Consider the following 24943-nt stretch of genomic DNA (forward strand, 5'->3'; position numbering starts at 1 on the left):
CTTTCTTATAAAGTACCAGTACAATGAAGTCTTAATTATTTTGTACCACTAGAGCCAAATCCAGATGATCCACGGACCGTTTGAGATAATTCATTTACCTCAGTGACCTGTATGGATGGAACAAACTGAATAACCAATTGAGCGATACGCATTGATTTTTCAACAACGAAGGTTTCTTTTCCATGATTTATTAAAATAACTCCAATCTCACCTCGGTATCCTTCATCGATGGTTCCCGGACTATTCAGTACCGTCACACTGTGCTTTAAAGCGAGGCCGCTTCTAGGACGAATTTGTGCTTCCGTTCCCTTTGGCAGTTCTATTTGTAAGCCAGTCCCAATTAATCTTGCTTCTCCTGATGGAATCATGGCTGTTTCAATTGAATAAAGATCCATTCCGGCATCCCCTGGAGTTGCTTGTAAAGGGGTCTTCGCATCAGCATGAATTTTTTTGATTTTTACTTCCAAGTTCATTTTGCTTCTCCTTATCTATTAAAGTTAAAAGTTTCATCTGTAATAGGAGTCACTTTTGCTCTTGCATAAGTAGAACCCTTTTGTGAAAAGAAATCATAGGTTGAGCCTTCATTTCGAATACCATTCATCACGATTGGATTGACCTCTTCGTCTGGAAACATGGGTTCGAAACCTAGATTCATTAAGGCTTTATTGGCGTTATAGCGTACATACGCTTTTACCTCTGGTGATAAACCCGTCTCAACATATACATCATCGGTATACTTCATTTCATTTTGGTACAAATCGAGTAATAGTTCATAGCCCCAAACTTTCAGCTCATCTTGCTTTTCCTTTGAAAAGTGCTTAAATAAATTTTGAGCAAAAAAGCCAACTGCCACACCATGAATCGATTCGTCACGCAGAATAAGCGAAATGACCTCTGCACTATTACGCAGGAAGCCTTGTCCCCCTAGGTATAGAGGGTAGAAAAAACCCGAGTAAAACAGGAAGGATTCAAGCATGACGGAAGCAAACTCGGCTTTCCATAAGCTTTCTGAATTTCCTTCTTCTATATTGTTATAAATATCGCCAATTTTATTTGCTTTATACTGTAGATACTCGTTTTCCTTCACCCATTCAAAAAGCTCGTCGATTTCTGTATTGGTACAAAGGGTTGTAAATATATAGGAGTAAGATTTCGCATGAATGGCTTCAAAAGCTGCAAAAACAGTCAAAACAGCCTTTTCTTGGAAATCAGTTGCATAGGCAGCAATATGATTCATGCCAATATTGGTTTGAACCGTATCAAGTAACGTCAATCCTGCAAATACTTTTTTATACGTATCCTGATGTTCAAAACTTTGCCACTGTTTGACGTCTTTACTGACGGCGACTTCTTCTGGAAACCAAATTTGCTTCCACTGCTGATCCCAAAATACTTGTGCGAGTTCACTTGTTGGTTTATTCCAATTGACCGCCTCATAGGTTAAATTTGGCATGCTACACACTCCTCTAATGTTTGTAATCGCTGGCGCACATAGTAAACCGACTTAATCCCCTTCATCCAGGCATAAATATAAATTTTCGCTAGTTGCTCGGTGGTCCAATTGTCAGTGACATAAAGCGTCATTGAAATTCCTTGATCCACATGTTTTTGAGCGGCAGCATATACATCTATTAAGTCATAAGCATTGATATCGTATGCTTCCACATATAAATGAGTATTCTCGTTTGTTAAGTGCGGCATTGGGTAAATGGTACGACTATCCGCATAATCACGTACCTCCACGCGTTCTGTACAAGGAGCAATGGAAGCGGTGCAGCTACGAATATATGAAATGCTGCCCGTTGGCGCAATCGCTAAACGATAGGAATGGAAAACGCCGTATTCCATGACGTCTTCCATTAAAGCTTGCCACATTTCTTGAGAGATGATTGGAATATGACCAAGTGCTTTTAACACAACGGGTGATCGTTCTTGTTCTATTTTATTCACATATTGATTAAAATAAATTCCTGATGCGTAATCACTATCCTCAAATCGGTAGAATGATTCACCGCGTTCTCTGGCAATTTCCATTGATATTTTCAGTGAATAATAGTTCATCGCTTCCATAAAACAATCAATAAATTCAATAGATTCCTTTGATCCGTATAGGATTCCCTGTATCACAAGATGTCCGTGTAAATTCATGACACCAAGGCCGACAGAATGCATTAATCGGTTTGCCTTCTCCACAGATGGAACATTTTTAATGTTTGTCATTTGTGAAACATTTGTTAATAGGCGCATCGCAGTATCCACTAACTTTCCAAAATCCTTCACTTTACTTGCTGCATGGATATCAATCGAACCTAAATTACAAGATACATCTAAGCCGTATTGATTTGGTTCGTTTTGGTCAGTGATGACACTAGTATGCTGCACCTGAAGAATTTCTGTACATAGATTAGACATTTTTACTCGACCCATATTTTTAAGTGGATGGTCTTCGTTGACATTGTCATCAAAGATTTCAAATGGATACCCCGACTCAAATTGTGCCTTTTTCACTTCTGTATAAAGCTTTCGTGCGTTTAACCGCTTAATTTTACGGATATTCGGATTTTCTAGTAATTCATAATACATTTCTGACATTGAAATCTCAGACATACGCTTGCCGTATTCCTTAAAAATATCATATGGACTGAACAACACCATCTCTTTATCTCTTCTCATAAGTTCAAAGAAAATATTTGGAATAATGATCCCCGTTGAAAGGGTGGCTAGACGTATTTTATCATCCGCATTTGGTTTCTTAGACGAAATAAAGTTTTCAATATCACCATGGAATATATTTAAATAGGCAACACCAGAACCGTTTCGTTGTCCGAGTTGATTCGAATAACTAAATGAGTTTTCTAGAAGCTTTGCAACTGGTATAACACCACTTGCACGGTTTAAAATGCCTTTAATGGGATCCCCTAATGGGCGCAGATCAGTTAAATTCACGCCCACACCACCACCTAGCCGGGACAATTCCAAACAATAACCAATATTTTCAGCAATACTATTCATCGAATCATCCATCGATAATTTAAAACAGCTCACCAACTCTCCGCGTGCTTTCTTCCCACTATTTAGTGCGGTTGGAGTCGCAGGCTGATAAGCCTCCATCATCGCCTCGACTGCACGTTCTGCAAGCACCGGATCACCTTGTGCTAAATACAAGGCAATGATCACTATACGATCTTCATATTTTTCTAGAATTTCTTCTCCGTCACGGCTTTTTAAGCTATAACTATCGTAAAACTTGCTAGCACTCATAAAAGATGGAAAACGGAAACGATATTCATAAGCCTTTTTGTACATTTTTTTAATAAATTCCATCTCGTACAGGTCGATAAATTCTTTCTCGTAGTAGCCTTCATCGACTAGATAACGAATTTTTTCTTCACTATCAATAAAGTAACGTAGACGCACATTTACATATTCTAAAAAGTAACGCCGTGTTGCTTCACGATCTTTTTCTAATTCTAATTGTCCTGTTGTACTATACCGGTTAAGGACATCATTATTTAGCTTTAAATACGTTTTCATCCCGTCACCCTCGTTTCATAGAACTGCTGAATGGCCTCATAATCAGCTTGATATCCCCGTAAGTCTAATTTACGCACGAGGGGTATCTGATAGATTGCTGCAATTTTTTCACCAGCGCCACCAAATATCGTATGACCAAAGTTGCTATTGCCACTAACTACTACACCTTTACAAAATCTCGCGTTTTTTTCTAAAAAACGAGCAACCTTTTCAGGAATATCTCCTAGTCCATCTGTATAGGTAATTAGTAGATAAGGCTTCTTCAATATTAATTCTTCAGAGATTTCAATAGGCTCCGCCTTTAATTTAAATGCAATATATCGTACATTACCTGTTCGACTGGCATAAGCAATCATTGCGCAATCAGCTCAATTTGAGAAATAACGGCCTTAACATCTCCTATCAACTTTCCTTCGAATTCAAGAACGGGAACACTAAAAAATCCTGCTTCGATAATTTTTTGCTTTGCTTGTTCATCTTGATCAATGTTAATCATTTCTGCTTCAAGTCCGGCACGTTGTAATTCGGATTTTACCCAAAGGCATTTAGGGCAAATTGTTTTTGTATAAAGTTTCATATAATCCCTCTTTTCGTCAAAATAAAAAGGCTACCTCTTCGGAAAAAGGCAGCCTAAATGGAAACGTTCAGAAATAAAAAAATGGACACGTCTCCATTTCTCAATCCCCGAAGAAATGATTCATCTGTTTTATATAGGCAGGTCTCCTGGCTTCGCTTCATTCTCCGATTCCCTTCCCATGTAAATCATGGTGGCTTTGAATCATCGTCAGCTTCACAGTTGCGGGGACAGCGTCGGCATCACACCGAACTTCCCTATTAAACTACATATAGTAGTACCTTTGTAAAACGAATACAATATATTGTTTTTAATAGAATTAAGTGTATCATCCTTTAATTAAAATGTAAATCTATATGTCAAAATTTCCAAACGTCCCTTGTCTTTTCTAATTTAAGTGATATCAATGCCTCAGACTAAAAAACTCATTTACTTATGATACGGGCTGGAAGAAAGTTGATGTGGAAAACTGTAGAAAACCCACTATCCTTTTCTCACAATAACAGATTGGTAGCTATTAAATAATTTGATTGAAAAATTCTTTGTGAATTCCTGCGCCTCGTGAATCAATGCATATAGGGCGGGATTCATGAATTCTGTAGATCGTATCTCTAGGCCTAAATTCTGGTATACCTGCGGGCTTAAATAGGAAACCGTAACTCTGGATAAGGCTGAAGGTATGGAAAGTTCCGGAAGAATCGTATTTCCTACTCCTTCCTGAACCATTGCGATAATAGTTGCAATGTCACTGACTTCAAATTGAACATTCGGAGAGAATCCTTGTTCCTTAAAAATTGATCGAATCAAATGATTGCATTCCTTTGGCATGATAAAAGGTTCATTGGCGATATCTTTTACCTGAATCGATGATTGATGGCTCATTGGATGGTTTTCCGGGACAAAAACGACCATTTTATCCTGAAGTAAAGGGACAAATTTAAATTCCCTCAGTTCCTCCGTAACCACCACAACATCCACTACTGATAATTTAAGCCAATTTTTTACTTCCTCCACATTCCCTTCATAGAGTACCACTTCTACCCCTGGAAATCGTTTCTTAAAAGAACTGATCATTCCCGGCAATAGTTTTGCCGATATTCCTGAAATACTTCCGATTCTGATTGTTCCTGATTCAAGTTCCGCAATTCCGGTTGCTTCATTGATAATCTTGGTTTTAATCGCAATTAACTCCCGAATAAGGCCCGTGATGCGTTCGCCGATCTTGGTTAAGGTAATCCCGTTTCTGCTTCGGTTCAATAACTTTACATTTAATTCTGATTCCAGAGCAGCTACAGCTTGACTGACGGCGGATTGAGAGAGTCCAATTTGTTCACCAGCCTTTGTAAAACTTTTTGTTTCCACCACCTTTAAGAAAACCTCTAATTGAAATAGGGTCATGGGGCACCTCACATTTATACATTAGTTATAACTTATACATATCATTCAAAGTATTAATTTTACTTATAGTATAACTCATCATATACTACATACAAAAGATAAAGGGAAAGGTGAAGAAAATCATGAGTTTATTACAAGCAGAAGGACAGCAAATTTATAAAGAAATTCAAACAAGTCAGTCTGTGCTGGTCGATTGCTGGGCGCCATGGTGTCCGCCTTGCAGATTGATTGGAGCCGTTTTGGAGGAAATTGATTCAGAATTTGATGTAAAAATTGTAAAGGTAAATGCGGATGAAAATCCGGAGTTTATCAGTGAGTTTCAGGTAATGGGTTTACCAACATTATTACTTTTTCAAGATGGTCAGTTGCTGAAAAGGATCACTGGTTTTCAACCTAAGGCCCTGCTTGTTAAAACCCTTAAAAATTCTGGAATAATTGAATAACCGGGCCTCATTGGAATAATAATAGCTAAATAATTTTGAACATTACCGGAGTTTGCCCTACCAAAGATATAAGTAAACATTGGCGAACAGTACCTGTCACTGTTCGCCATTTGATCTGACATTATGAGGTTTTATTCCTATTGCCCTATATTCTTTGCGAAGAAATCTGAGCACCTGTTCATCCCCTCGAAAACAGGTCTTCATTCTTATAAATAAGCTTACTTTTACTTTTTACTTTATTGGCATCCATATTTCGCTATATACATTTTCATAACTACCATCATGTTTTGTAAAAGAAATACTAGGTAGGTTGGCTATTTCATAACCTGAAGACGGCAACCATTCCGAATAAATTTTTGCGGTGGTTTCTTGAAGGGTAGCAGGAAATGGGCCTTGATTAGGGAAGATTGCCCATAAACTTTCTTCGATCGAAAGTTGTTCTAAATCATCGAATGGATTTTCTTTTGTCGTTGCAAAACCAATCATATGAGTTAAGTAACCTTTTTCCTCCAAATATCCATCATCAAAATTATAAGATACATTCAAAACTTGATGAGGATATAAATCAGCTAATTGATGCATTTCATTTCTTTGTTGCTCGGTAATGGACTGGGCTAGTTCTAAAATGGCATTATTGACACCTTCGAATTGGATCGGCACCCTTTTTGATACACCTATGATATTAAACTTCTCTTTCTTTTCAATTTTGAATTCCATGGAAGTTCCTCCCCTAATATCTATAAAGAATGAAAATTTGGGAAATGATTTTTGAATTTTATTTTTAGTTACTACTGAGGGTAAGAAGCCGCTCCATTCACGAAAGGCTCTTGAAAATCCTTCGACTGATTGATAGCCATATTTATAGGCAATATCCGTCACTTTTGCACCGTTTATTAATTCAACATTAGCTTTGGATAATCTCCTGTTTTTGATATACTCATTCAATGTCATTCCAGCCATATAAGAAAACATTCTTTTAAAATGATAATCAGATAGCCCAACAATTTTCGATATTTCTTCTCTAGAGATTTCCTCCGTTAAATGTTTTTCAATGTAATCCATTAAATGGTTAAACTCTTGTAACATTTCATTTCCCTCCTCTACAAATAAATCGTATCGCAATTTTTTATTTTTCACTCGATATTTTTTATACGGACTTTATCGGATTAGAAACAAAAATATTCCCCCAAACCATTAGTTTGAGGGAAAACCTTATAAACCACTTATTAACACAGGTGCCGCTGCAACCGATTATTTAAAAGTAACCGTTACGTTATAATTTCGATTTTTAAAAAAATCCTTTAGGGCAATGCGGGCATTATTTTCAGCAGTTTTTAAAAGACCAGACTGAATGGCTTCCTTTTTTATCTTTTGTTTAGCAACATCTTCTTGGTCGAATCCTTCATCCAAATTGACTTCACTACGAAACATGCCTTCACTTGAATAGGTTTGAATGTTCTTTGAGTCGATAGATGGTTCTTGAACAATGGTAGCATGCGGTAAAGTGATTTGAATCGCCTTCGTTTTGGTATCCACAGTGATGTCCTTTTTAGTCAAATTCATCAAGTCAACTCCTGCAGTCACTTCTCCAGAAGCTACCAAAAAAAATGTCTTTTTTGACCCAGGAATATCCCATGGGATGCTTTTGCCAAATAATTTATTATCTTCTTTAGATACAATCGTTTTGATATGTGTTTGTGCCGTTGCCAATGTAGCTAATTTTTGAATGCTCTCAACGACTGATGAACTTTCTAATGTTTCTCCTTTTTGTGAATAAACATTCCATGCAATTACACTGACTAGACAGATGATAAATCCTATTCCAATTCCCCAAATCCAAGGTTTAACTGATTGTAATTTTTGATGTCGATGAACAGCTCTAACTGGTTGTACTGCTAAAGTGGACGCTGTTTCCTTTTGAGTTTGTTTCAGCTCATTAATAAGATAATCTAGATCACTTTTGGATATTTTGCCTTCTTCTCTCATACGTTTCTCCCCCATATTCAACCTTCATTTTAGTAAAATGAGAATCTGTACCCACACGAACTAACAATTTTTTCATAAATCTATTATACTTTAATTCGACATTTTTCGTTGAGTCAGTTTCTATTTTTACCAATTATTCACAAAGACTTCAAAAAAAATCCATCCACAAACCTATTTTAGGATGATAAATCTTTGATTCTATGGAAATTGATGAAAATGATTTAGTAATTGAAATTGAGACCTCCCATGTAATTTCAAATAAAAAACAAAACACCAGCCCTATTATGGATTGGTGTTGTTCTGTTTCCCTAAAAAACCTCATTTACTTATGATAAGGCTCACCGTATCATGGAAAAAATCATTATGATGATGGAGTTCCCATCTAGCTATTGCATCGGATTTGTAAAATCATTAACCAATATCTGCACTTCATCATTTTCGTGAATGATGCCAGGCCTTTCTACTGCACATACAATCCCCCGCCGCTTATAACCTGCACGTACAAAACGGAGAGATAGCTTCTCATGATCCTCATAATGCTTTTGTATCTCATCACCAGGTAAGGTACATGGCTGGTTTTCCCCCATACAGATTAATCCTGCCCCACTTGGAAATAGGATTCGTGAGCCCATGGTGAGTTTGTTAATTCCGAAAATCCCTTTAGCAAGAGATTAGCCCCTAACCACTCGGGCAGAACAGAAACAACACCTAATTCTTCTGCAATCCTTTCCAATTCTTCCACAGATACAATCGTTATTTGACGCCGGTTAAGTATCTCTGTTCCTCTTGGATACATCGGCTGCCTTGAATCATCCTTACTAGTTATTCCAAAGTGGCGGTCCCCACGAATTCCTCCAAATTCGAGATTTGCCTCTTAGATTCTTCTAGTTACAAATGTCTTTGGATCATCAGCATTTAATACGGCATTTATTTTTGCCCATACTTTTTCCAAAATGAAAACTCCTATCCATACAAACATTTCCTAAAAATAATATCTCACAACCTTAGTTGAATTGGAAATGTTTGGTGTGTTTATACAAACTACTCGAAAGGTGTGGTAAAATTTATTTTATCAATCCATTAAATCCAATACAAAGCAGGTGATTACACGTGTCCGCTGAAAAAGAAGTGAAATTGTATTTTGTACGGCATGGGGAAACCCATTTTAATGTAGAGAAACGAATACAAGGATTTTGTGATTCACCTCTTACGGATAAAGGAATTAAACAGGCTAAATCTGTAGGAATTGGTTTATCTGATATAGAATTTAAAGCTGTATACGCAAGTGAAAGCCAGAGAGTAGTAGATACGGCTAAGTTTGCCATTGGCTATCGAAATATCCCCATCATTACTGATCCACGTCTAAAGGAAATGAACTTTGGTGTTTTGGCCTCCTTATTAATAACGGAAATCCAAGCTCAATATGGAAATATCCTAAAGAAATTATCTAGCCTAACCGATCTAAATATGTCAGCACCTGAAGGAGAATCCTACTTACAGCTTTTTACACGAACAAGCGCTGCTATCGATGAAATCATTCAAAAACATAAAAACGAAGGTGGAAATGTTCTAGTTTTTTCACATGGGGATACAATCAGCAACTATTTAATGCAATTAGCAAAAATGGACAGTTATCCTGACCATGATAATTGCAGTGTTTCTGTGGTCAGATATTTAAATGGTGAATTCTATGTAGACAGGATTGCTGACTCTTCCTTTAGAGACAAGTTCTGTAAATAAAATCCAATCATAAATCTACTGTAATTTAGGATCAGCCCCCCTGAATGTCCACAACATGGAAATTCTCTAGCATATATATTCCATCCCACGAATGATTCCTTTCCTTTTTTATTAACCTAAACTTTGAATAATAGATCGTTCATGAAAGAGTGTGTTATTAAGATGAAATGGTGGTTTGGAAAAGGTGTTAAGAGTCTCTTTGTTGTAGCATTTGGAGTCTTTCTTGGAGTAGGTTTAAGTAGATTTTGTAAGGAAAAAAATAAGAACTTTATTAATCGAAGGATTTTTAAGATGGAACTACTTTTAGTTTAATCCAAATCCTGGATTTATTTATTATTTCCCTGTTACTTTTTGACAAACTTCATTTAATCTTTAGGCTTAGTAGGCTAATCGTATATTGGGTCATTCCCTCGCCTTGACCTCACCTTAATGCAACAGAACTATACCAAAAAATTGCACAGGGAGAGCTTGATGCGACAGAGGTTATTACACATAAAATACCCCTGGAACAAGCCAGCTTGGCATATAAACTTTTTAATGATCATGATGATTCCTGCATTAAAGTCATATTAAAGCCGTAAAAAACACCTTCAAATTTGAAGGTGTTTACTTTTTATTTGTCTGAAACACGCAGCAGGTAGTAAATCAATGCCTTTTGCTGTTCATTTGTAAAACCAGTTGATTCATCTACCCAATATTCATGGCCTTGCCCGGTAACATGCGCACTTTTCACCGCTGGTGAAGACAAATTCGCTTCGACAACCTGCTTGCGCAAGCCGGAATCTATTAAAGCTTGCAGGCTGTTAAAAGGATCAGCCTTTACTCCTTTATTCAATGTATTGGAAATCCCTAACTCTCTCCCGCTACCGACGGAGACTCCTCCATCATGCAAATAAGGAGCACTTTGATTTAAACCATATAAACTAGGGACTTTATATCCGCCTCTAGAATTTCCATGAGCCCAGCCCAAGTCCAACATCTTCTTTTGCGAGGAAGTCAGCTTGATTTCAACCGTTTTTGGATTTTTTGGCAGTGGTACCGGAGTATCTTCTTTATACATTTTAGGCTTTGAAAAGTATAGCTCGGTTTTTTTGAATGCCTTGGCCCGAGAAGGTTCTGTTTTTATCTCATTTACACCTATAAGACGATTACTGGTTAAATAATCCCCGGCATGACAGGATATGCAGTTTGCTTTAGCAAAAACGGTTTTTCCCTCTTCCATTAATGAGGTATCTATTTTTAACTCGGACGATCCAGGGCTTAATGAATTCATATAAGCAGACATTGCATTTATTTGCTCCCACGCTTTATATCCCGGAGAACTTGGTAGGAGCCCGACACTTGATAGATAAGAAATCTTCGGATAAGTGGCTGACTGCACCAGTCTTAGTACTCCCGGAATCCCCGGGGTAGGATCAACCTTTACAAAAAAGTGAGATGGTTTTATGCCGCTCCTATGATCATACCTATATTTTTTGTTGGCAGCATTTTGCAAAATCGTTCCCAAATATAAATCCTTATCTATATTTAATACTGGCCTGCTAATTTCTGATTGCGAGAGGGTATCCATATTTTGTGAATGAGCATTATTAATCGCTGCACTTAACCCCTTAAAAGGTCCAATTTGTCCTTGACCGCTCCATCCATACGGATGATCTCCCTTAGTATAGGCATCAGGAACCTGTACTGGGTTATTTTTGAAATCAATCGTCGTGTCATTACTGCCACGTGGCCATTTGACAACTTCTGAATCGACAAATTTCTCAAGTTTTTGCTTATTCGGCAAAGAAATAATCTGATCGCTTCCAGTATTTTTTTCGATAAAATCTTTGATATTGTGCATCTCTGTATGTGTAAAATAAGCAGCGGTATTGGAGGCCATCGCTAGTGTCAGACCTATATTTAGATCCGTATTTGGAGCCCCCGCTCTCACAGTTCCCTTTTCTGTTACGGTGGCATGACAAGCAGCACAGCTTAATCCAATCTTTGGACTTCCCTGATCATAAACAAACTTCATTCCAAGTGGAATATAAGAACCTTTGGCAACATCAAGTCCTGTATCAATGAGATCCCCTTTTTTTATCGTAATGTTTCCCGCTTGAAAAGATTTCGCCGCCTCAACCTTTAAATTAGAGGTTCCCTCCCCGTTCAGTTTTATAAGAGCCTTTGTTATATTCCCAAGCGTAAACGGGCCATTAAAAAGTCCCATAATATCCGTAAAGAATACTTCATTGCCAAAAGTCTCTTCAAAAAACTCCTTCCTTCCGAGTTTTATTTGCTTATCTGTACCACCTTCAGCTAAAGAGGTCCCGGTAAACATTTGATTTCCTTCCAAATTTACTATTTTTTCATCAGGGGGTGTGTAGGCATATTCAATCGTCATAAACCGAATTACACCGATTCCCAATAAGACACAAAAAATTCCTACAGCCCATTTCATGTATCATTCCTCCGTTTTTTCCATAACATTAGTTTATTTTATAAGAGGAAAACTATGTAATCATTGTTAGAGTTTATTGGACACGGTTAAATTGGCGCTCGAAAATGAAGGGTTAGGAAAAACCTTATTTACTTTTGATATGGTTAACCTTGATTAAACAGGAATGCGAGTCAAGCCGCTAAACTTACCCAATAATCCTTCAACCATGACAGCAACAAGAGACATAAAGCCAACTTTTTCACTGGTACCAAACGTTCTATGGTGAACAGTGCCTGTCACCGTCCAATTAATGTCGAAAAATTCGACCAAATCCGAGCTGTGACAGGTAATGGGATTCCTGGAATTCCCAACTATCTACTGCATCGGATTTCCAAAATTATTAACCAAAATCTGCACTTCATCATTTTCATGAATGATTCCTGGCCTTTCTACGGCACATACTATTCCTCGTCGCTTATATCCTGCACGTACAAAACGGAGGGATAACTTCTCCCGATCTTCATAATACTTTTGGATTTCATCACCAGGTAAGGTACAAGGCTGGTTTTCCCCCATACATATTAATCCTGCACCACTTGGAAAAAGAATTCGTGAACCCATGGTGAGTTTTGTTAATTCCGGAAATCCCTTGACCAAGACATTAGCCCCTAACCACTCAGGCAGAATCAATTCAACACCTAATTCTTCTGCAATATTATCTAATTCTTCCACAGACACAATCGTAATTTGGCGGCGGTTTAGAATCTCTGTTCCTCTTGGATACATCGGCTGCCTTGAATCAGCCTTACTGGTTACACCAAAGTGACGATCCCCACGAATCCCCCCAAACTCCAGATTGGCTTTTGCTATTCTTTTGGTTACAAATGTCTCTGGATCATCAGCAATTAATACTGCATTTATTTTTGCCCATGCTTTTTCCAAAACGAAAACTCCTATCCATACAAACATTTTCTAAAAATAATATCTCACAACCTTAGTTGAGTTGGAAATGTTTGGTTTATTTCATTACAAACTACTCGAAAGGTGTGATAAAATTTATTTTATCAATCAATTAAATCCAGTACAAAGCAGGTGGTTACACGTGTCCGCTGAGAAAGAAGTGAAGCTTTATTTTGTTCGGCATGGAGAGACCCATTTTAATGTCGAGAAACGATTACAGGGATTTTGTGATTCACCCCTTACAGATAACGGAATTGCACAAGCTAAATCTGTAGGAATGGGTTTATCTGATATAGAATTTAAAGCAGTTTACGCAAGTGAAAGCCAGAGAGTAATAGATACGGCTAGGTATGCCATTGGCCATCGAAGCATACCCATCATTACAGATCCACGTTTAAAGGAAATGAACTTTGGTGTATTGGAAACTCTATTACAAACGGAAATTCAAGCCCAATTTGGAGATATTCTAAAGACATTATTTAGTCTTAAGGATCTTAATATGTCAGCACCTGAAGGAGAATCCTACCTACAGCTATTTACACGAACCTGCGCTGCTATCGATGAAATCATTCAGAATCATAAAAATGAGGGTGGTAATGTTCTAGTCTTTTCACATGGAGTAACCATAGGCAACTACTTAATGCAATTAGCAAAAATGAGCCGTTATACTCACCATGAAAATTGCAGTGTTACTGTGATCAAATATTTGAACGGCAAATCCTATGTAGATCGGATTGCTGACACTTCCTTTAGAGACAAGTATTACCTAAATTAAAATTCAATCATAAATCGACTTGGTTAAAAAATATTTGTCCTCTGACTCATCTCCTCAGAAACCATTTGATTTTTCAAGAATTCGTGCGCACCATTCGGTACTTTGCCATCTTGCACCACTGCCTTTCGTTAAGCGAACTTGCATTTTTTACTTTTGAGGGCGTTTTTGGTACCAAACACAAAAAAAATGCCTCCAAATATGATTTTTGAAGGCATTTTTTGCAAATTCGTTGAATAATAGCATAAAAAGAAAGACGGTTCGGATGCCCAAACCGCCTTTCTGAACGCTACTGACATAGGTCAGTAGCGTTCAATGTTTTTCAATGATTAAATATTTCTAGCTACTTCATAAGCATCCCAGATAGCGTACATAATATTTTGCACTTGTCTAGCATCTCCTAAAAGGTGGACCTCTAGTACATCAAAGCGAATTTCCTCAAATAATTCCTTTTGAGAAGTATAACCGACTGCAAGGATGGCCGAATCAGCTTTCACCACTTCTTCCTTATCACCAGATTTGAGGATGGTGATTGGTCTCATTTTTTTACCAGTCATGAGTGACCAGCCAACAACAAACTCCATGTATCATCGTTTCAGGTGCCAGTTCCTTTACTAAAAGAGCAGACCAATATTTTCTTGATGAAGTCTCACAACAGCTTACAAAATATGGACTCAACGGAAAAGTTGGTCCAGTACTTTGTCATCTATGCAAATTACAATGTAATGATTGGGATTAGTACAATGAAGCAGTTATATCATACAAATAATCACCTGTTTATTAAAAAGGGCCGAGGGATGCAAACTGTCCTAGAAAAGATTATCTTTGAGGGCCAAATGGAGGGTAAGATTATTACCGAACTGTCCCCTGGGGAGATAACGGATCACCTGTTTATTGCAGCAAGAGGAGTAATTTATGATTGGTGTCTGCATGATGGCGATTACAATCTTTCCGAAAAAATGCAGAACTACATGAATCGGTTAGTTGTGATTTTCCAGTATCCTAAACTCTGAACTGTATGAACCAAGGGAGCTTGTTCTGCTGCTTACTCTAACCTGATGAAAGACCAGGAGAACATTCGACGTGCAAATAAGTGAACTTAATAAAAAGACGATCCGGAAGTCCGGATCGCCTTTAGGTTGAAAATTTATTTATGCACTCGCTTTTGCTTTTTCGTTGCCAGTACCTTTTTTGCTCATTTTTGTGATGAATGGAACGACCCAACGGTCTAAGCCGATTCTACCAGCGTTGTAACCTGCTGTTAAGATGATGAATCCAAGGAAAATGTCTCTTGGGTTATGAGATACAGTACCTGCTAAGAAGAAGCTGAAGTTCATCACTAAGCCAAAGAACATCGCTGTTGTTGTTAAGCAGCCTAAGATTAATCCTAAACCGATAAGTGTTTCGCCCCAAGGGACAATTACGTTAAATACATCGACATTTGGTAGTGCAAAGTGTTTTAAGAAATCAACATACCAGCCAAATACAACCGCGCCATCTGGACCTTTTACCGGGTTTGCAATCGCTCCTTTTAAAAATCCTGCCGCATCAAAGCCGCCACTTGATAATTTTCCGAAACCAGCTGTAAACCAAGAATAGCCAAGGTATAAACGTAAGACCGTAAGAATGGCCGCTGCAATTTTATTTTCTCTTAAAAATTTATTAAACATAAATGATTCCGCCTTTCGTAATTTGTTTGTTCTTTATGATTACACTATAATCCCTTTTTCCGTTAAACAACATGGGTATAGTGATAAGTTCACAGTTTGTTTGAAATGATTTGACGGAATGTTGAACAGCCTTGATTTCCCTAATATGTAAAGCCTTTTTATATCACTGCATTTGAAAAATACGCGGGGATATTCCGGTTAAATTAGGAAATACCCATATTTCCTTAAAAACAAGGGGAGCTTTTCCGCGTATATGATCAAAATCGAGGTAAGTCTAAAAAAAAAATCCCCTTACGATAAGAGGATTTTTATTAGGTAAATCTCTATTCCGTACTCAAGCAACGATAAAAAGATTATTCACTAATCAAGCAATTGAACACGAATATTATACACATGTAAATAATATATCCATTTTACCCTAAAATACGGTTGAAAATTTAGTATCAGGCAGAGCATCAGAGATCAACCCGTCTATTTCTTTCAAAAGAACCTGAATAGCTTCAATTTGTTCAGGGTTAGGCTGGACAATAGGTTTTTTGCAGAATCCTTGTAATTGAATACCTCTGAGTACCATTGCCTTTTTTGTAATTGGGATAAATGGAGTGCCAATATCATATAGCTCCATCATTTTATCAACAATCCTCTGGATATCAGAAACTTTTTTAAAATCATTAGTGTTGATCGCCTTCACCCACTCCGAAAACACTTCAGGATACAAGTTGGAAAGTCCTCCGATACATCCGTTTCCGCCGCTAAGTACATTATGGGCAAAATTTTCATCAAATCCAGAGTAGACAATGAAGTCTGGGAATTCAGTCTGGACCGTTTTAAGTAATTTTCTAGTATGAGCCATTTCCGTGACAGTGTCTTTATATCCTTTAATATTCTTATGTCTTCTTAATAGATTAAGGGTTACTTCTGGAGACAAGTCATGACCGGTTCGGGCAGGGAAATTATATAAGTAAATATCGCCCTTCACGGATTCTGCCACTTGATCATAGTATGATTCAATGCTTTCATCCGATAGCGCAAAATAATAAGGACTAATAATCATTACACCATCCGCACCCGCATCAATGGCATAGTTGGAAAGTTCAATGGTACCTTCGACTGTCATACATGCAGTCCCAATATACACTTTCGTTCTGTGATTCACATGCTTGACGACAAGGTCGATTAATTCTTTCTTTTGAGTATCCTCCATAGCAAAGAATTCTCCGGTGCTGCCCATAATGACTAAACCGTCTACTCCGCCGTTAATTAAATAATCATAAATATCTTTGTTAGCCTGTTGGTCCACATTGCCCTCAGCGTCAAATGCTGTGACAACAGGTGTTAAAAATTGTGCCTTTTTCATCATGCTCTCTCCTCAAAATGAAATATAGGGCAGCCTCCTGGCTTAGCGAGCCTGCTCCGCTATATATAAGTTTTTTTATAATCTATTATACTACTAAGCTTAATAATAGAATGAGTGCTAATCCTACTACCGAGGTAATCGTTGATAGGACAGTCCATGTACCAAAGGTTTCTTTCATGCTAAGTCCAAAATATTCTTTGATCATCCAGAAACCAGCATCATTTACATGGGAGCATATTGAACTTCCTGCTCCAGTTGCCAAAACCACGAGAGCCAAATTCACATCATATTGACCTAGTAACGGAATGACTAAGCCCGCCGTTGATAACGCTGCCACAGTTGCTGACCCTAAGGAGACACGTAAGATAGCAGCGACAATCCATGCCAGGATTAACGGTGACATATGCGATCCTTTGAAGATATCAGCAACATAACTACCGACACCGCCATCAATCAGCACTTGTTTGAAAGCGCCGCCTCCACCAATAATGAGCAGCATCATTCCGATATGACTAATCGATACAGCACAGGAGTCCATGATTGTTTTAACCGGTATTTTTCTGGCAATACCCATGGTATAGAATGCAAGCACTAACGAGACGATCATTGCTGGGGAAGCACTACCTAAAAAGCGAACAACTGAGAAGAATGTGTTATCTTTCATCCCTGAAGATGTTTGAATCATGTTAATAATGGTAGCCATCGACATTAAAATGACAGGAAACATAGAGGTTAACACACTAATTCCAAAACCAGGTGTCTCTTCAAGCTTAAATGTTTTTTGCTCTCCTAAAGAATTAATATTACCTGTCTTCTTAAAAGCGCTGGGTACTATTTTCTTTGCCAGTTTTGTATACAACGGACCTGCGATAATAACGGTCGGAATGGCGACAATAATTCCATATAGTAAAACCATACCAATATCGGCACCATATTCCCCAGCTATCGCAGTCGGACCAGGGTGAGGAGGCAAGAAGCCGTGTGTTGCTAATAAGGCAGCTGCCATCGGAATCCCTAAATAAACAATGGAAACTTTTAATTGTTTAGCAATCGTAAAGACGATAGGAATAAGAAGAACGACTCCAACTTCAAAAAATAACGCAATTCCGACGATAAAAGAAGCGACCATAACAGCCCATTGAATTCTTTTTTCACCGAACTTTTCGATTAATGTCATCGCAATCCGCTGCGCACCGCCTGCATCAGCAATCAATTTACCCAGCATCGCACCAAGTCCAAAGATTAAAGCGATATGACCTAGTGTACCGCCTAATCCACCTTCGATGGTAGCGACTATTTTATCAAGAGGCATCCCCAGGGCTAACGCTACCCCAAAGGAGACAATAATTAACGATACAAACGTGTTTAATTTAAAGCCAGTAATTAAAATGAGTAAAACGATAATTCCGAGTGCGACAATAAACAGTGGCATAATAATCCTCCAAAAATAAAATTTTAGTTATCTTAATGAGTTCCTCGGATAATGCTTACTTTTTGACTTATAAACTGACTGACTGGGTGAAGACAGCTTGTGATGGATCTGTTGAAAACGAATGCCACAAGCTGCCATTTTTTTATCGTGTGGTTAATTCTGCTTCTTTCTCTTTAGCTAATGCTTTTACCCCTGCATTTAATACTTCAATAATGCGATCGACATCATAAACGCTTCCCCGCCATGTGCCGCCGCTTACGGATTGAAGCGCAGCCCATAAACGTGTATCATCCGGTAAACCAGGCTCCGGTTTAAGGTCTGGGTGTGTTTCACGCTCTTCTAACACTCTATTAGCCTCGTCTATTGGTAATCTATTATTACTTGTTCCAATGAAGTTAACGGAACCAATTAAATGGTTGGGGTCAACTACGATTTCAATTAAATCCCCATCACGCAATTTACCAATCGGTCCCCCTGCTAACGCTTCCGGTCCGACATGGCCAATACATGCCCCTGTGGATACACCTGAAAAACGTGCGTCCGTGATCAGCGATACATGTCTGCCATAAGATAAATGTTTTAAGGAAGAGGTTAATTGATAGGTTTCTTCCATACCCGTTCCTAACGGTCCCCCGCCCATGACAACCATAATGTCGCCCGCTTGGATACCGCCTGTTTTGATTGCCTTCATCGCTGCCTTTTCAGATGTAAAGACTTTGGCAGCACCGGTATGACGATAAACACCATCTTCACCGACCACAGACGGATCAATTGAAGTTGATTTGATAACAGAACCCTCTGGTGCAATGTTTCCTTTCGGGAAGGTAACTGTTGAAGTTAAGCCGCGTTCTTTTGCTTGAGTTGGACTCATGATGACTTCATCAGGTTGAATTCCATCCCGCTCCACTAATAGCTGTCTGAACTTCGCACGACGTTCTGATTTTTCCCACCAGTCAAGGTTTTCGCCAAGTGTCTGTCCTGTCACGGTGAGAACATCTTCATGCAGCAGTCCCAATTTTCTGAGGTGAAGCATCACTTCAGGGACCCCGCCAGCTAAGAATGCACGAATAGTTGGATGGTTAACTGGTCCGTTTGGCAGCACACTGACTAAACGAGGGACTAATTTGTTAATTCTTTCCCAATCATCCACTGTTGGTACTTTACAGCCAGCCGCATGAGCTACGGCCGGAAGATGTAGTAGCAAGTTGGTGGACCCGCCAAAGGCAGCATGGATGAACATCGCATTTTCAATTGCTTTATCGGTAATAATATCTTTCGTGGTAATGCCTCTTTTCTCTAGCTCTAACACAGCACGGGCAGATTGTTTAGCTACTTCTTCCCACACTGGCTGTCCTGATGGCGCCAACGCTGAGTGCGGCAGTGCCAATCCCAGACCTTCGACGACAACTTGGGAGGTTCCGGCAGTTCCTAAAAATTGACATCCTCCTCCGGCAGAGGCACAGGCAACACAGCCAAGTCTTGCGGCATCTTCTAATGAAAGCTCGTTATTTGCAAATCTAGCGCCAATGGTTTGAACCTTACCCGCATCTTCCCCTTCAGTTGGTGGAAGCGTAGAACCACCTGGAACGAGGACGGTTGAATGGTTATGCATCGAAGCCAGTGCAATCATCGTCGCCGGTAAACCCTTATCACAAGTGGCGACACCGATAACAGCTTTTCCATTCGGAATAGAACGAATTAAGCGTCTCATGACAATGGCTGCATCGTTTCGGTATGGAAGCGAATCAAACATTCCTGGCGTTCCTTGGGATCGTCCATCACAGGGGTCACTCACATAGGACGCATAAGGAACACCACCCAATTGGGCCACTTCTTCAGCCGCTGCTCTTATTTGCAAGCCGAGTTCGTAGTTTCCAGTATGATAGCCTAATGCAATTGGCGTCCCATCCTGGTCACGCATACCGGCGAGAGTTCCTAGGATAAGGACTTCTTTTCCCAAAAGCTTCGATGGTTCCCAGCCCATCCCTGCATTTAGGGTCATCCCAAAAATATCACCACTTGGGCGTTCTCTTAACATCTCTGGAGTCAATGGCAGTGAACCCTTTGGTCCTGCTGCATGTGTCTGGATACCGTAAATCGTTTCGTTATCTTCACCATATATTGAGTTGATAGACATAATGAAACCCTCCTAAGGTTTATTAAAGGGGGAGCCCGCTTGCTGCTCCCTTATCAAAATTTCCCTATTATTGAACTACAGCTGCAACTGGTGAATCCTTATACGCCTTCATATAAATGGCAATAATATCTTCCTTCGTAACAGGTTTTGGGTTTGCTCCTGTACAAGCATCATTCAGTGCCTGCTCGGCTAATTTTTCTACATCCTCTACTCTGAACGCGGATTCACGAAGCAGCGGAATACCTACAGCTTTCGATATCCGACGGACTTCTTCAATCGCCATTTTGGCGGCTTCCTCTACTGATGCAGCCGCTGATGTATCTACGTTTAATGCTCGGGCGATATCAGCAAATTTTTGCGGACAAGCATCCATATTAAATTCCATGATGTATGGGAGTAGCATGGCATTGGCAACACCGTGAGGCAGGTCATACTCGCCGCCTAATTGATGGGCCATACTATGTACAATTCCGAGTCCGGCATTGGAGTAGCATAGACCGGCGATAAAGGAGCCCCAGCCCATACCTGAACGGGCTTCTAAATCAGAACCATTCTCTACTGCTTTTTCTATGTACCTTCCGATTAACTCGATGGATTTGTAGGCAATCGCATCAGAAAGCTCGAACGCTCCGTTGGCGGTATACCCCTCAATCGCATGGGTAAGTGCATCTAAACCAGTAGCCGCCGTTAACCCTTTTGGCTTTTTGATCATTAGCTCAGGATCGTTAACCGCAATAGTTGGCAACGCGTTCGGGTCGACCATAATCATTTTCAATTTACGTGCTTCATCCGTAATCACATAATTGATGGTCACTTCGGCTGCAGTTCCCGCCGTTGTACTAATCGCAACAATCGGAACAGCTTTGTTTTTGGACTGGCCGATGCCTTCATAATCGGCAATATTACCACCGTTTGTCGCCAAAATTCCGATGGCTGAACCGGTGTCTTGCGGAGAGCCGCCGCCTATGGTAATGATAAAATCACATTCTTCTTTTTGGAAAACAGCCAAGCCATCATGGACATTGGTAGTAGTTGGATTCGGCTTTACATCATCAAAAATGGTGTACCGCACTCCATCTTGATCAAGTGCACCGGTGATTTGTTGTACCACACCATTTTCATTTAAGACTTTATCTGTTACTAGTAAGGCTTTTGTTAAGTGCAATTTCTTTACTTCTTCTCCTACAAACTTCACGCTTCCAGGACCCACAAGATTAATAGCTGGCCAGTAAATTTTTCTTGGTGTTAACATCATTATCTCTCCTTACATAGTTTTATTGAATGCGAAAAACTTCACATAATAAATAAACATTCTGTTAAGTAATATGCTAAACCTGTTGTTTGTTGCTTTTCCTGATTTTACGCTGCGGCTTATTCACCTCTATCCTTATAAAACGCATCATTCTTCGATTTTGTTTTATATTATAAAACCACGTTTTACTATTTAGAAATCTGACACCTTGATTATAGCAAAACTTACCTAATGTAAACGGAAACATTATGTCTATTCCGTTACAAAGTTTGAATCCAATTAATAAAATATATTAGTAATAAAGTACTAAGAGATTGGTTTTGTTTTATATAATAATGTATAATTTTATATTATAAAACACACGAGGTGTAACAGATGCCAATTATTCAATCAGTAGAACGCGCTTTAAAGATATTGGATTTATTTGATGAGCATACAACCGAACTAAAAATTACCGAAATCAGTGAGAAAATGGGACTCCATAAAAGTACGGTTCATTCCCTTTTAAAAACCTTACAAGAATATTCCTACATTGGTCAAAATCCTGAAGATGGAAAATATAGATTGGGCTTAAAGCTGGCAGAACGGGGAAATTTTGTCATCAGCAATATTGATATAAGGAAAGCTGCACGAAAGTACCTTCTAGATTTGTCAGCTAAAACAGGACAAACGGTACACTTGGGGATTTTGGATGGTCGGGAAGGTGTTTATATTGATAAAGTGGAGGGCGAACAATCGATTATCCGTTATTCCCGAATCGGCCGAAGACTTCCCCTCCACTCTACTGCCATCGGAAAAGTCTTGTTAACTTATCAAAATGCACCAGAATTCAAACGTTTATTACAAGACTATCATTACCAGCAGCAAACCTTAAATACGCTTACCAATGAAGCTGTCTTTCAGAAGGAACTCGAAAAAATCAAGCAGCAGGGGTTTGCAATTGATAACCAAGAAAATGAGCAAGGGGTCCGATGTGCAGCAGTGCCGATATTTAATGGCACAGGAAAAGTACTCGCAGCAATTAGTATTTCTACCCTCGTCTCGCGGGTTAATGACCAAGAACTATCCGTTTTTATTGATCTTCTCGAAGCATCCAGTCAAGAATTATCAGAACAAATGAGATATGGATATGATGTTTAAAAGGAACCGTTCAGACACGGTTCCTTTTATTTTGTCTTGAGTTGCACTCTAGTATATTGAATAAAAGAATCGGGGAAATATATAGTAAAAGGAGGAATTACCTTGAGGAAATCTTGGCTTGTTGTTACATTCGTTATTCTCTTTTCTGGACTTCTAGCGACACGTTCTTATCATTCTGTCACTAAACTGTCACTAAAACACCTGAAGGCCTTAAAACCAAAATTGAAAATGTTTCACCAAAGTACCGATCCCTTGATTACATATCCACAGAGGAATTGAAAGTAGAAATGGAAAAGATAAAGCAGAATCAATAATACACTATCACACCGAGCAATTTGCGATCATAACTGCATTAGAAAAACCGGGCGAACTTGCCCAGTCCTTTTTTCTTATGCAAAATCTCCCAAAATAAATGCTTTCTATCTTCCACCTTATTTACTTCTTTCCTGAACCATTCTATATTTCCAGCAAATTTCCTTAGATACATCTAATAACAATTACGACTTTCGGTTTGTCGCGAGAGAAGGATTCCCGAGACATTTCTTCCACTAAAAGACGGTTCGGATGCCCGACCGTCTTTAAGTTAATAATTATTTAATCACTCGCTTTTACTTTTTCGTACCTATATTTTAATATTTAAGCTACTTTTTTTACAGACGTAACTTCCTTAAAGGTTAATTTTTCAATAATGCTTCCGATTGTGAAACCAATCAAACCAGGTATCACCCAACCGAAGCCTTTATCTTGCATGGGAACATTGGTTAGTACTTCTGAAAATGAATCATTCAAAAAGGTTGAATTAGCGACATCTATCAAGCTAAATAAGCCAACTAGACTAATCGTTGCTACATACACCGGCCGATTATTAAAGTGTAATCGATCATGGAAAAGGCCTAAAATAATTATGGTAATGGCCATTGGATATACTAAACCCAGCACTGGGACAGACACCTTTAATATTTGAGATAGACCAAGGTTGGCGACAAACCCACTGATTAGGCATAAAAGAATGGCCCATTTAAGATACGATAATTTTGGAAAAACACTTGAGAAGTATTGAGCACAGGATGTAATTAATCCGATGCACACACTTAGACAAGCCAAGGTAAAAATTAAGCCTAAGACAATCGTTCCTCCCTGCCCAAACAATTGCTGTAATACCGTACTTAATACCACTGCTCCATTTTCAACGTTTCCTTGAATGGCCGTTGATGCACCTAAGTAAGCAATAATGAGATAACAAATCGTTAAAAGCAGACCAGAAATAAGGCCAAAAATGGCTAAATATTTAACCTGTAATTTGGAATTACTTATTTTTTTATTTTTAAAAATAGTTGTAAATACAATTCCGTAAATTAAAGCGCAGATGGCATCCATTGTTTGATATCCATCTAAAAATCCTTGTGAGATTGGATTCTCTTTATAAGCTAATGCAGCACCTTTAAAGCTAGATAGGTCTGTAAATATAGATCTAATAAACACGATGATAATTAATACTAATAATGAAGGGGTCAAAATCTTTCCAAATCTATCTACTAATTTAGATGGTGATTTGGCAAACCAATAGACAATACTAAAAAATATGACTGTGTAAATCACTAATCCGATGGGTGAAGATTGAATAGTATTTGGTAAAAAAGGCTTTACCCCCATTTCAAATGCCAGACTACCTGCCCGTGGTATCGCAAGACCAGGTCCGATCGACAGGTAAATTGCCATTGGAAATAGTAATGCAAATATAGGATGTACTCTATTAATTAAAGTATCGAAGGTCCCTGACCTTGCAATTGCAATAAAAGCTAGGACAGCGAAACCCGCATCTGAAATAATAAATCCACTAACTGCTTGCCAGACATTTTCTCCCGCCGCTTGTCCCAAAAAGGCCGGGAAAATTAAATTTCCTGCACCGAATAACATGGAAAATAGCATAAATCCAATAAACATAATTTCTTTTCTGGTTAAAGTATTCAAGCCACTCACCTCCCTCTAAAAATAAAATACTTTTTATTCTATCAAGTTTTGTTCTATAAAATAATAAAAAATGAAAACGTTCTAATATAATTCACGAAATGAGAGGTTACTCCCCTAAATTGCATAAAAAAGACGAACAGGATCTGTCACTGTTCGCC

The 24943-nt window shown here is 38.6% G+C and carries 22 protein-coding genes, 2 pseudogenes and 1 riboswitch; of the genes and pseudogenes, 6 read left to right on the plus strand and 18 right to left on the minus strand.

All coding sequences use genetic code 11. The features are described from left to right. Nucleotides 1-35: 35 nt before the first annotated feature. The 6 genes from dut to V7121_RS16655 form a co-directional block, all read right to left on the minus strand. Nucleotides 36-473 carry a dUTP diphosphatase gene (dut, locus tag V7121_RS16630; protein WP_335494227.1) on the minus strand — a complete coding sequence of 146 codons (438 nt, stop codon included), beginning with the start codon at nt 471-473 and terminating at the stop codon, nt 36-38. A gap of 11 nt (nt 474-484) precedes the next feature. Then, nucleotides 485-1453, minus strand: coding sequence for a class 1b ribonucleoside-diphosphate reductase subunit beta (gene nrdF / locus V7121_RS16635; RefSeq protein WP_335494226.1), 969 nt, complete (start codon nt 1451-1453; stop codon nt 485-487). Continuing rightward, entirely contained in the window at nt 1441-3534 is a 2094-nt protein-coding gene (gene nrdE / locus V7121_RS16640) for a class 1b ribonucleoside-diphosphate reductase subunit alpha (protein ID WP_335494224.1), read from the minus strand. The genes nrdF and nrdE overlap by 13 nt, the downstream gene beginning before the upstream one ends. After that, complete coding sequence (gene nrdI, locus V7121_RS16645; RefSeq protein WP_335494222.1) at nt 3531-3890, minus strand: class Ib ribonucleoside-diphosphate reductase assembly flavoprotein NrdI; 360 nt, start codon at nt 3888-3890, stop codon at nt 3531-3533. The genes nrdE and nrdI overlap by 4 nt, the downstream gene beginning before the upstream one ends. Next, complete coding sequence (locus V7121_RS16650) at nt 3887-4111, minus strand: glutaredoxin family protein (protein WP_335494221.1); 225 nt, start codon at nt 4109-4111, stop codon at nt 3887-3889. The genes nrdI and V7121_RS16650 overlap by 4 nt, the downstream gene beginning before the upstream one ends. Before the next feature lie 119 nt (nt 4112-4230). Continuing rightward, nucleotides 4231-4408: riboswitch (cobalamin riboswitch) on the minus strand. 183 nt (nt 4409-4591) lie between these two features. Further along, on the minus strand, nt 4592-5506 hold the full coding sequence (locus tag V7121_RS16655) for a LysR family transcriptional regulator (RefSeq protein WP_335547235.1): 915 nt from the start codon (nt 5504-5506) through the stop codon (nt 4592-4594). Between the two features lie 122 nt (nt 5507-5628). Between V7121_RS16655 and V7121_RS16660 the strand changes: the two genes are divergently transcribed. Further along, a complete protein-coding gene (locus tag V7121_RS16660) occupies nt 5629-5949 on the plus strand; it encodes a thioredoxin family protein (RefSeq protein ID WP_335494217.1) in 321 nt (106 codons plus the stop codon). Nucleotides 5950-6180: 231 nt separating this feature from the next. Here V7121_RS16660 and V7121_RS16665 read toward each other — a convergent pair whose 3' ends face one another. The 3 genes and pseudogenes from V7121_RS16665 to V7121_RS16675 form a co-directional block, all read right to left on the minus strand. After that, complete coding sequence (locus V7121_RS16665; RefSeq protein ID WP_335494346.1) at nt 6181-7035, minus strand: AraC family transcriptional regulator; 855 nt, start codon at nt 7033-7035, stop codon at nt 6181-6183. A 165-nt stretch (nt 7036-7200) separates the two neighbouring features. Continuing rightward, nucleotides 7201-7935: a DUF4230 domain-containing protein gene (locus V7121_RS16670; RefSeq protein ID WP_335494215.1), complete on the minus strand. Its 735-nt coding sequence runs from the start codon at nt 7933-7935 to the stop codon at nt 7201-7203. A gap of 386 nt (nt 7936-8321) precedes the next feature. Further along, nucleotides 8322-8731, minus strand: a pseudogene (locus V7121_RS16675) (MOSC domain-containing protein). Between the two features lie 314 nt (nt 8732-9045). Between V7121_RS16675 and V7121_RS16680 the strand changes: the two are divergent. Continuing rightward, nucleotides 9046-9675: a histidine phosphatase family protein gene (locus tag V7121_RS16680; protein WP_335547238.1), complete on the plus strand. Its 630-nt coding sequence runs from the start codon at nt 9046-9048 to the stop codon at nt 9673-9675. A 437-nt stretch (nt 9676-10112) separates the two neighbouring features. Further along, a pseudogene (locus V7121_RS16685) lies at nt 10113-10256 on the plus strand (glutathione-dependent formaldehyde dehydrogenase); the annotation flags it as partial. Nucleotides 10257-10288: 32 nt separating this feature from the next. Here V7121_RS16685 and V7121_RS16690 read toward each other — a convergent pair. After that, nucleotides 10289-12115, minus strand: a complete 1827-nt coding sequence (locus V7121_RS16690) for an electron transport protein (protein WP_335494211.1) — start codon at nt 12113-12115, stop codon at nt 10289-10291. A 354-nt stretch (nt 12116-12469) separates the two neighbouring features. After that, a complete protein-coding gene (locus V7121_RS16695) occupies nt 12470-13036 on the minus strand; it encodes an MOSC domain-containing protein (RefSeq protein WP_335494209.1) in 567 nt (188 codons plus the stop codon). 160 nt (nt 13037-13196) lie between these two features. Between V7121_RS16695 and V7121_RS16700 the strand changes: the two genes are divergently transcribed. Next, complete coding sequence (locus V7121_RS16700) at nt 13197-13829, plus strand: histidine phosphatase family protein (RefSeq protein WP_335494207.1); 633 nt, start codon at nt 13197-13199, stop codon at nt 13827-13829. A 326-nt stretch (nt 13830-14155) separates the two neighbouring features. Here V7121_RS16700 and V7121_RS16705 read toward each other — a convergent pair whose 3' ends face one another. After that, the gene (locus V7121_RS16705) at nt 14156-14410 is read right to left on the minus strand and encodes a hypothetical protein (protein WP_335494206.1); all 255 of its coding nucleotides are present in this window, start codon (nt 14408-14410) and stop codon (nt 14156-14158) included. Nucleotides 14411-14467: 57 nt separating this feature from the next. On the opposite strand from V7121_RS16705, the gene V7121_RS16710 reads away from it, so the two are divergent. Then, on the plus strand, nt 14468-14839 hold the full coding sequence (locus tag V7121_RS16710) for a TetR/AcrR family transcriptional regulator C-terminal domain-containing protein (RefSeq protein ID WP_335494204.1): 372 nt from the start codon (nt 14468-14470) through the stop codon (nt 14837-14839). Nucleotides 14840-14977: 138 nt separating this feature from the next. Here V7121_RS16710 and V7121_RS16715 read toward each other — a convergent pair whose 3' ends face one another. From V7121_RS16715 to V7121_RS16735, 5 genes are all read right to left on the minus strand, one after another. Beyond that, nucleotides 14978-15496, minus strand: coding sequence for a DoxX family protein (locus V7121_RS16715; RefSeq protein WP_335494202.1), 519 nt, complete (start codon nt 15494-15496; stop codon nt 14978-14980). Nucleotides 15497-15914: 418 nt separating this feature from the next. Continuing rightward, a complete protein-coding gene (locus tag V7121_RS16720) occupies nt 15915-16853 on the minus strand; it encodes a dihydrodipicolinate synthase family protein (protein ID WP_335494201.1) in 939 nt (312 codons plus the stop codon). Nucleotides 16854-16938: 85 nt separating this feature from the next. Beyond that, nucleotides 16939-18285, minus strand: a complete 1347-nt coding sequence (locus tag V7121_RS16725) for a GntP family permease (RefSeq protein WP_335494199.1) — start codon at nt 18283-18285, stop codon at nt 16939-16941. Nucleotides 18286-18427: 142 nt separating this feature from the next. Continuing rightward, on the minus strand, nt 18428-20422 hold the full coding sequence (locus V7121_RS16730) for a YjhG/YagF family D-xylonate dehydratase (RefSeq protein ID WP_335494197.1): 1995 nt from the start codon (nt 20420-20422) through the stop codon (nt 18428-18430). 67 nt (nt 20423-20489) lie between these two features. Continuing rightward, on the minus strand, nt 20490-21677 hold the full coding sequence (locus V7121_RS16735) for an iron-containing alcohol dehydrogenase (RefSeq protein ID WP_335547240.1): 1188 nt from the start codon (nt 21675-21677) through the stop codon (nt 20490-20492). A 372-nt stretch (nt 21678-22049) separates the two neighbouring features. On the opposite strand from V7121_RS16735, the gene V7121_RS16740 reads away from it, so the two are divergent. Beyond that, entirely contained in the window at nt 22050-22814 is a 765-nt protein-coding gene (locus tag V7121_RS16740; protein ID WP_335494193.1) for an IclR family transcriptional regulator, read from the plus strand. A 636-nt stretch (nt 22815-23450) separates the two neighbouring features. Here the strand turns inward: V7121_RS16740 and brnQ are convergent. After that, nucleotides 23451-24785 (minus strand): branched-chain amino acid transport system II carrier protein, encoded by a 1335-nt coding sequence (gene brnQ / locus V7121_RS16745; protein WP_335494191.1) that lies wholly within the window; start codon nt 24783-24785, stop codon nt 23451-23453. Nucleotides 24786-24943 lie beyond the last annotated feature (158 nt).

The sequence above is a fragment of the Neobacillus drentensis genome, from assembly GCF_036962125.1.
Lineage (GTDB): Bacteria > Bacillota > Bacilli > Bacillales > Cytobacillaceae > Neobacillus > Neobacillus drentensis_B.

What these genes read in the sequence shown, in the direction of transcription:
- V7121_RS16725 (WP_335494199.1), bottom strand. Translation starts at nt 18,285, where the DNA reads ATGCCACTGTTTATTGTCGCACTCGGAATTATCGTTTTACTCATTTTA.
- V7121_RS16660 (WP_335494217.1), top strand. Translation starts at nt 5,629, where the DNA reads ATGAGTTTATTACAAGCAGAAGGACAGCAAATTTATAAAGAAATTCAA.
- dut (WP_335494227.1), bottom strand. Translation starts at nt 473, where the DNA reads ATGAACTTGGAAGTAAAAATCAAAAAAATTCATGCTGATGCGAAGACC.
- V7121_RS16740 (WP_335494193.1), top strand. Translation starts at nt 22,050, where the DNA reads ATGCCAATTATTCAATCAGTAGAACGCGCTTTAAAGATATTGGATTTA.
- V7121_RS16730 (WP_335494197.1), bottom strand. Translation starts at nt 20,422, where the DNA reads ATGTCTATCAACTCAATATATGGTGAAGATAACGAAACGATTTACGGT.
- nrdI (WP_335494222.1), bottom strand. Translation starts at nt 3,890, where the DNA reads ATGATTGCTTATGCCAGTCGAACAGGTAATGTACGATATATTGCATTT.
- V7121_RS16705 (WP_335494206.1), bottom strand. Translation starts at nt 14,410, where the DNA reads ATGGAGTTTGTTGTTGGCTGGTCACTCATGACTGGTAAAAAAATGAGA.
- V7121_RS16670 (WP_335494215.1), bottom strand. Translation starts at nt 7,935, where the DNA reads ATGAGAGAAGAAGGCAAAATATCCAAAAGTGATCTAGATTATCTTATT.
- V7121_RS16690 (WP_335494211.1), bottom strand. Translation starts at nt 12,115, where the DNA reads ATGAAATGGGCTGTAGGAATTTTTTGTGTCTTATTGGGAATCGGTGTA.
- V7121_RS16720 (WP_335494201.1), bottom strand. Translation starts at nt 16,853, where the DNA reads ATGAAAAAGGCACAATTTTTAACACCTGTTGTCACAGCATTTGACGCT.
- nrdF (WP_335494226.1), bottom strand. Translation starts at nt 1,453, where the DNA reads ATGCCAAATTTAACCTATGAGGCGGTCAATTGGAATAAACCAACAAGT.
- V7121_RS16655 (WP_335547235.1), bottom strand. Translation starts at nt 5,506, where the DNA reads ATGACCCTATTTCAATTAGAGGTTTTCTTAAAGGTGGTGGAAACAAAA.
- V7121_RS16735 (WP_335547240.1), bottom strand. Translation starts at nt 21,677, where the DNA reads ATGATGTTAACACCAAGAAAAATTTACTGGCCAGCTATTAATCTTGTG.
- V7121_RS16650 (WP_335494221.1), bottom strand. Translation starts at nt 4,111, where the DNA reads ATGAAACTTTATACAAAAACAATTTGCCCTAAATGCCTTTGGGTAAAA.
- V7121_RS16715 (WP_335494202.1), bottom strand. Translation starts at nt 15,496, where the DNA reads ATGTTTAATAAATTTTTAAGAGAAAATAAAATTGCAGCGGCCATTCTT.
- V7121_RS16665 (WP_335494346.1), bottom strand. Translation starts at nt 7,035, where the DNA reads ATGTTACAAGAGTTTAACCATTTAATGGATTACATTGAAAAACATTTA.
- nrdE (WP_335494224.1), bottom strand. Translation starts at nt 3,534, where the DNA reads ATGAAAACGTATTTAAAGCTAAATAATGATGTCCTTAACCGGTATAGT.
- V7121_RS16710 (WP_335494204.1), top strand. Translation starts at nt 14,468, where the DNA reads ATGAAGTCTCACAACAGCTTACAAAATATGGACTCAACGGAAAAGTTG.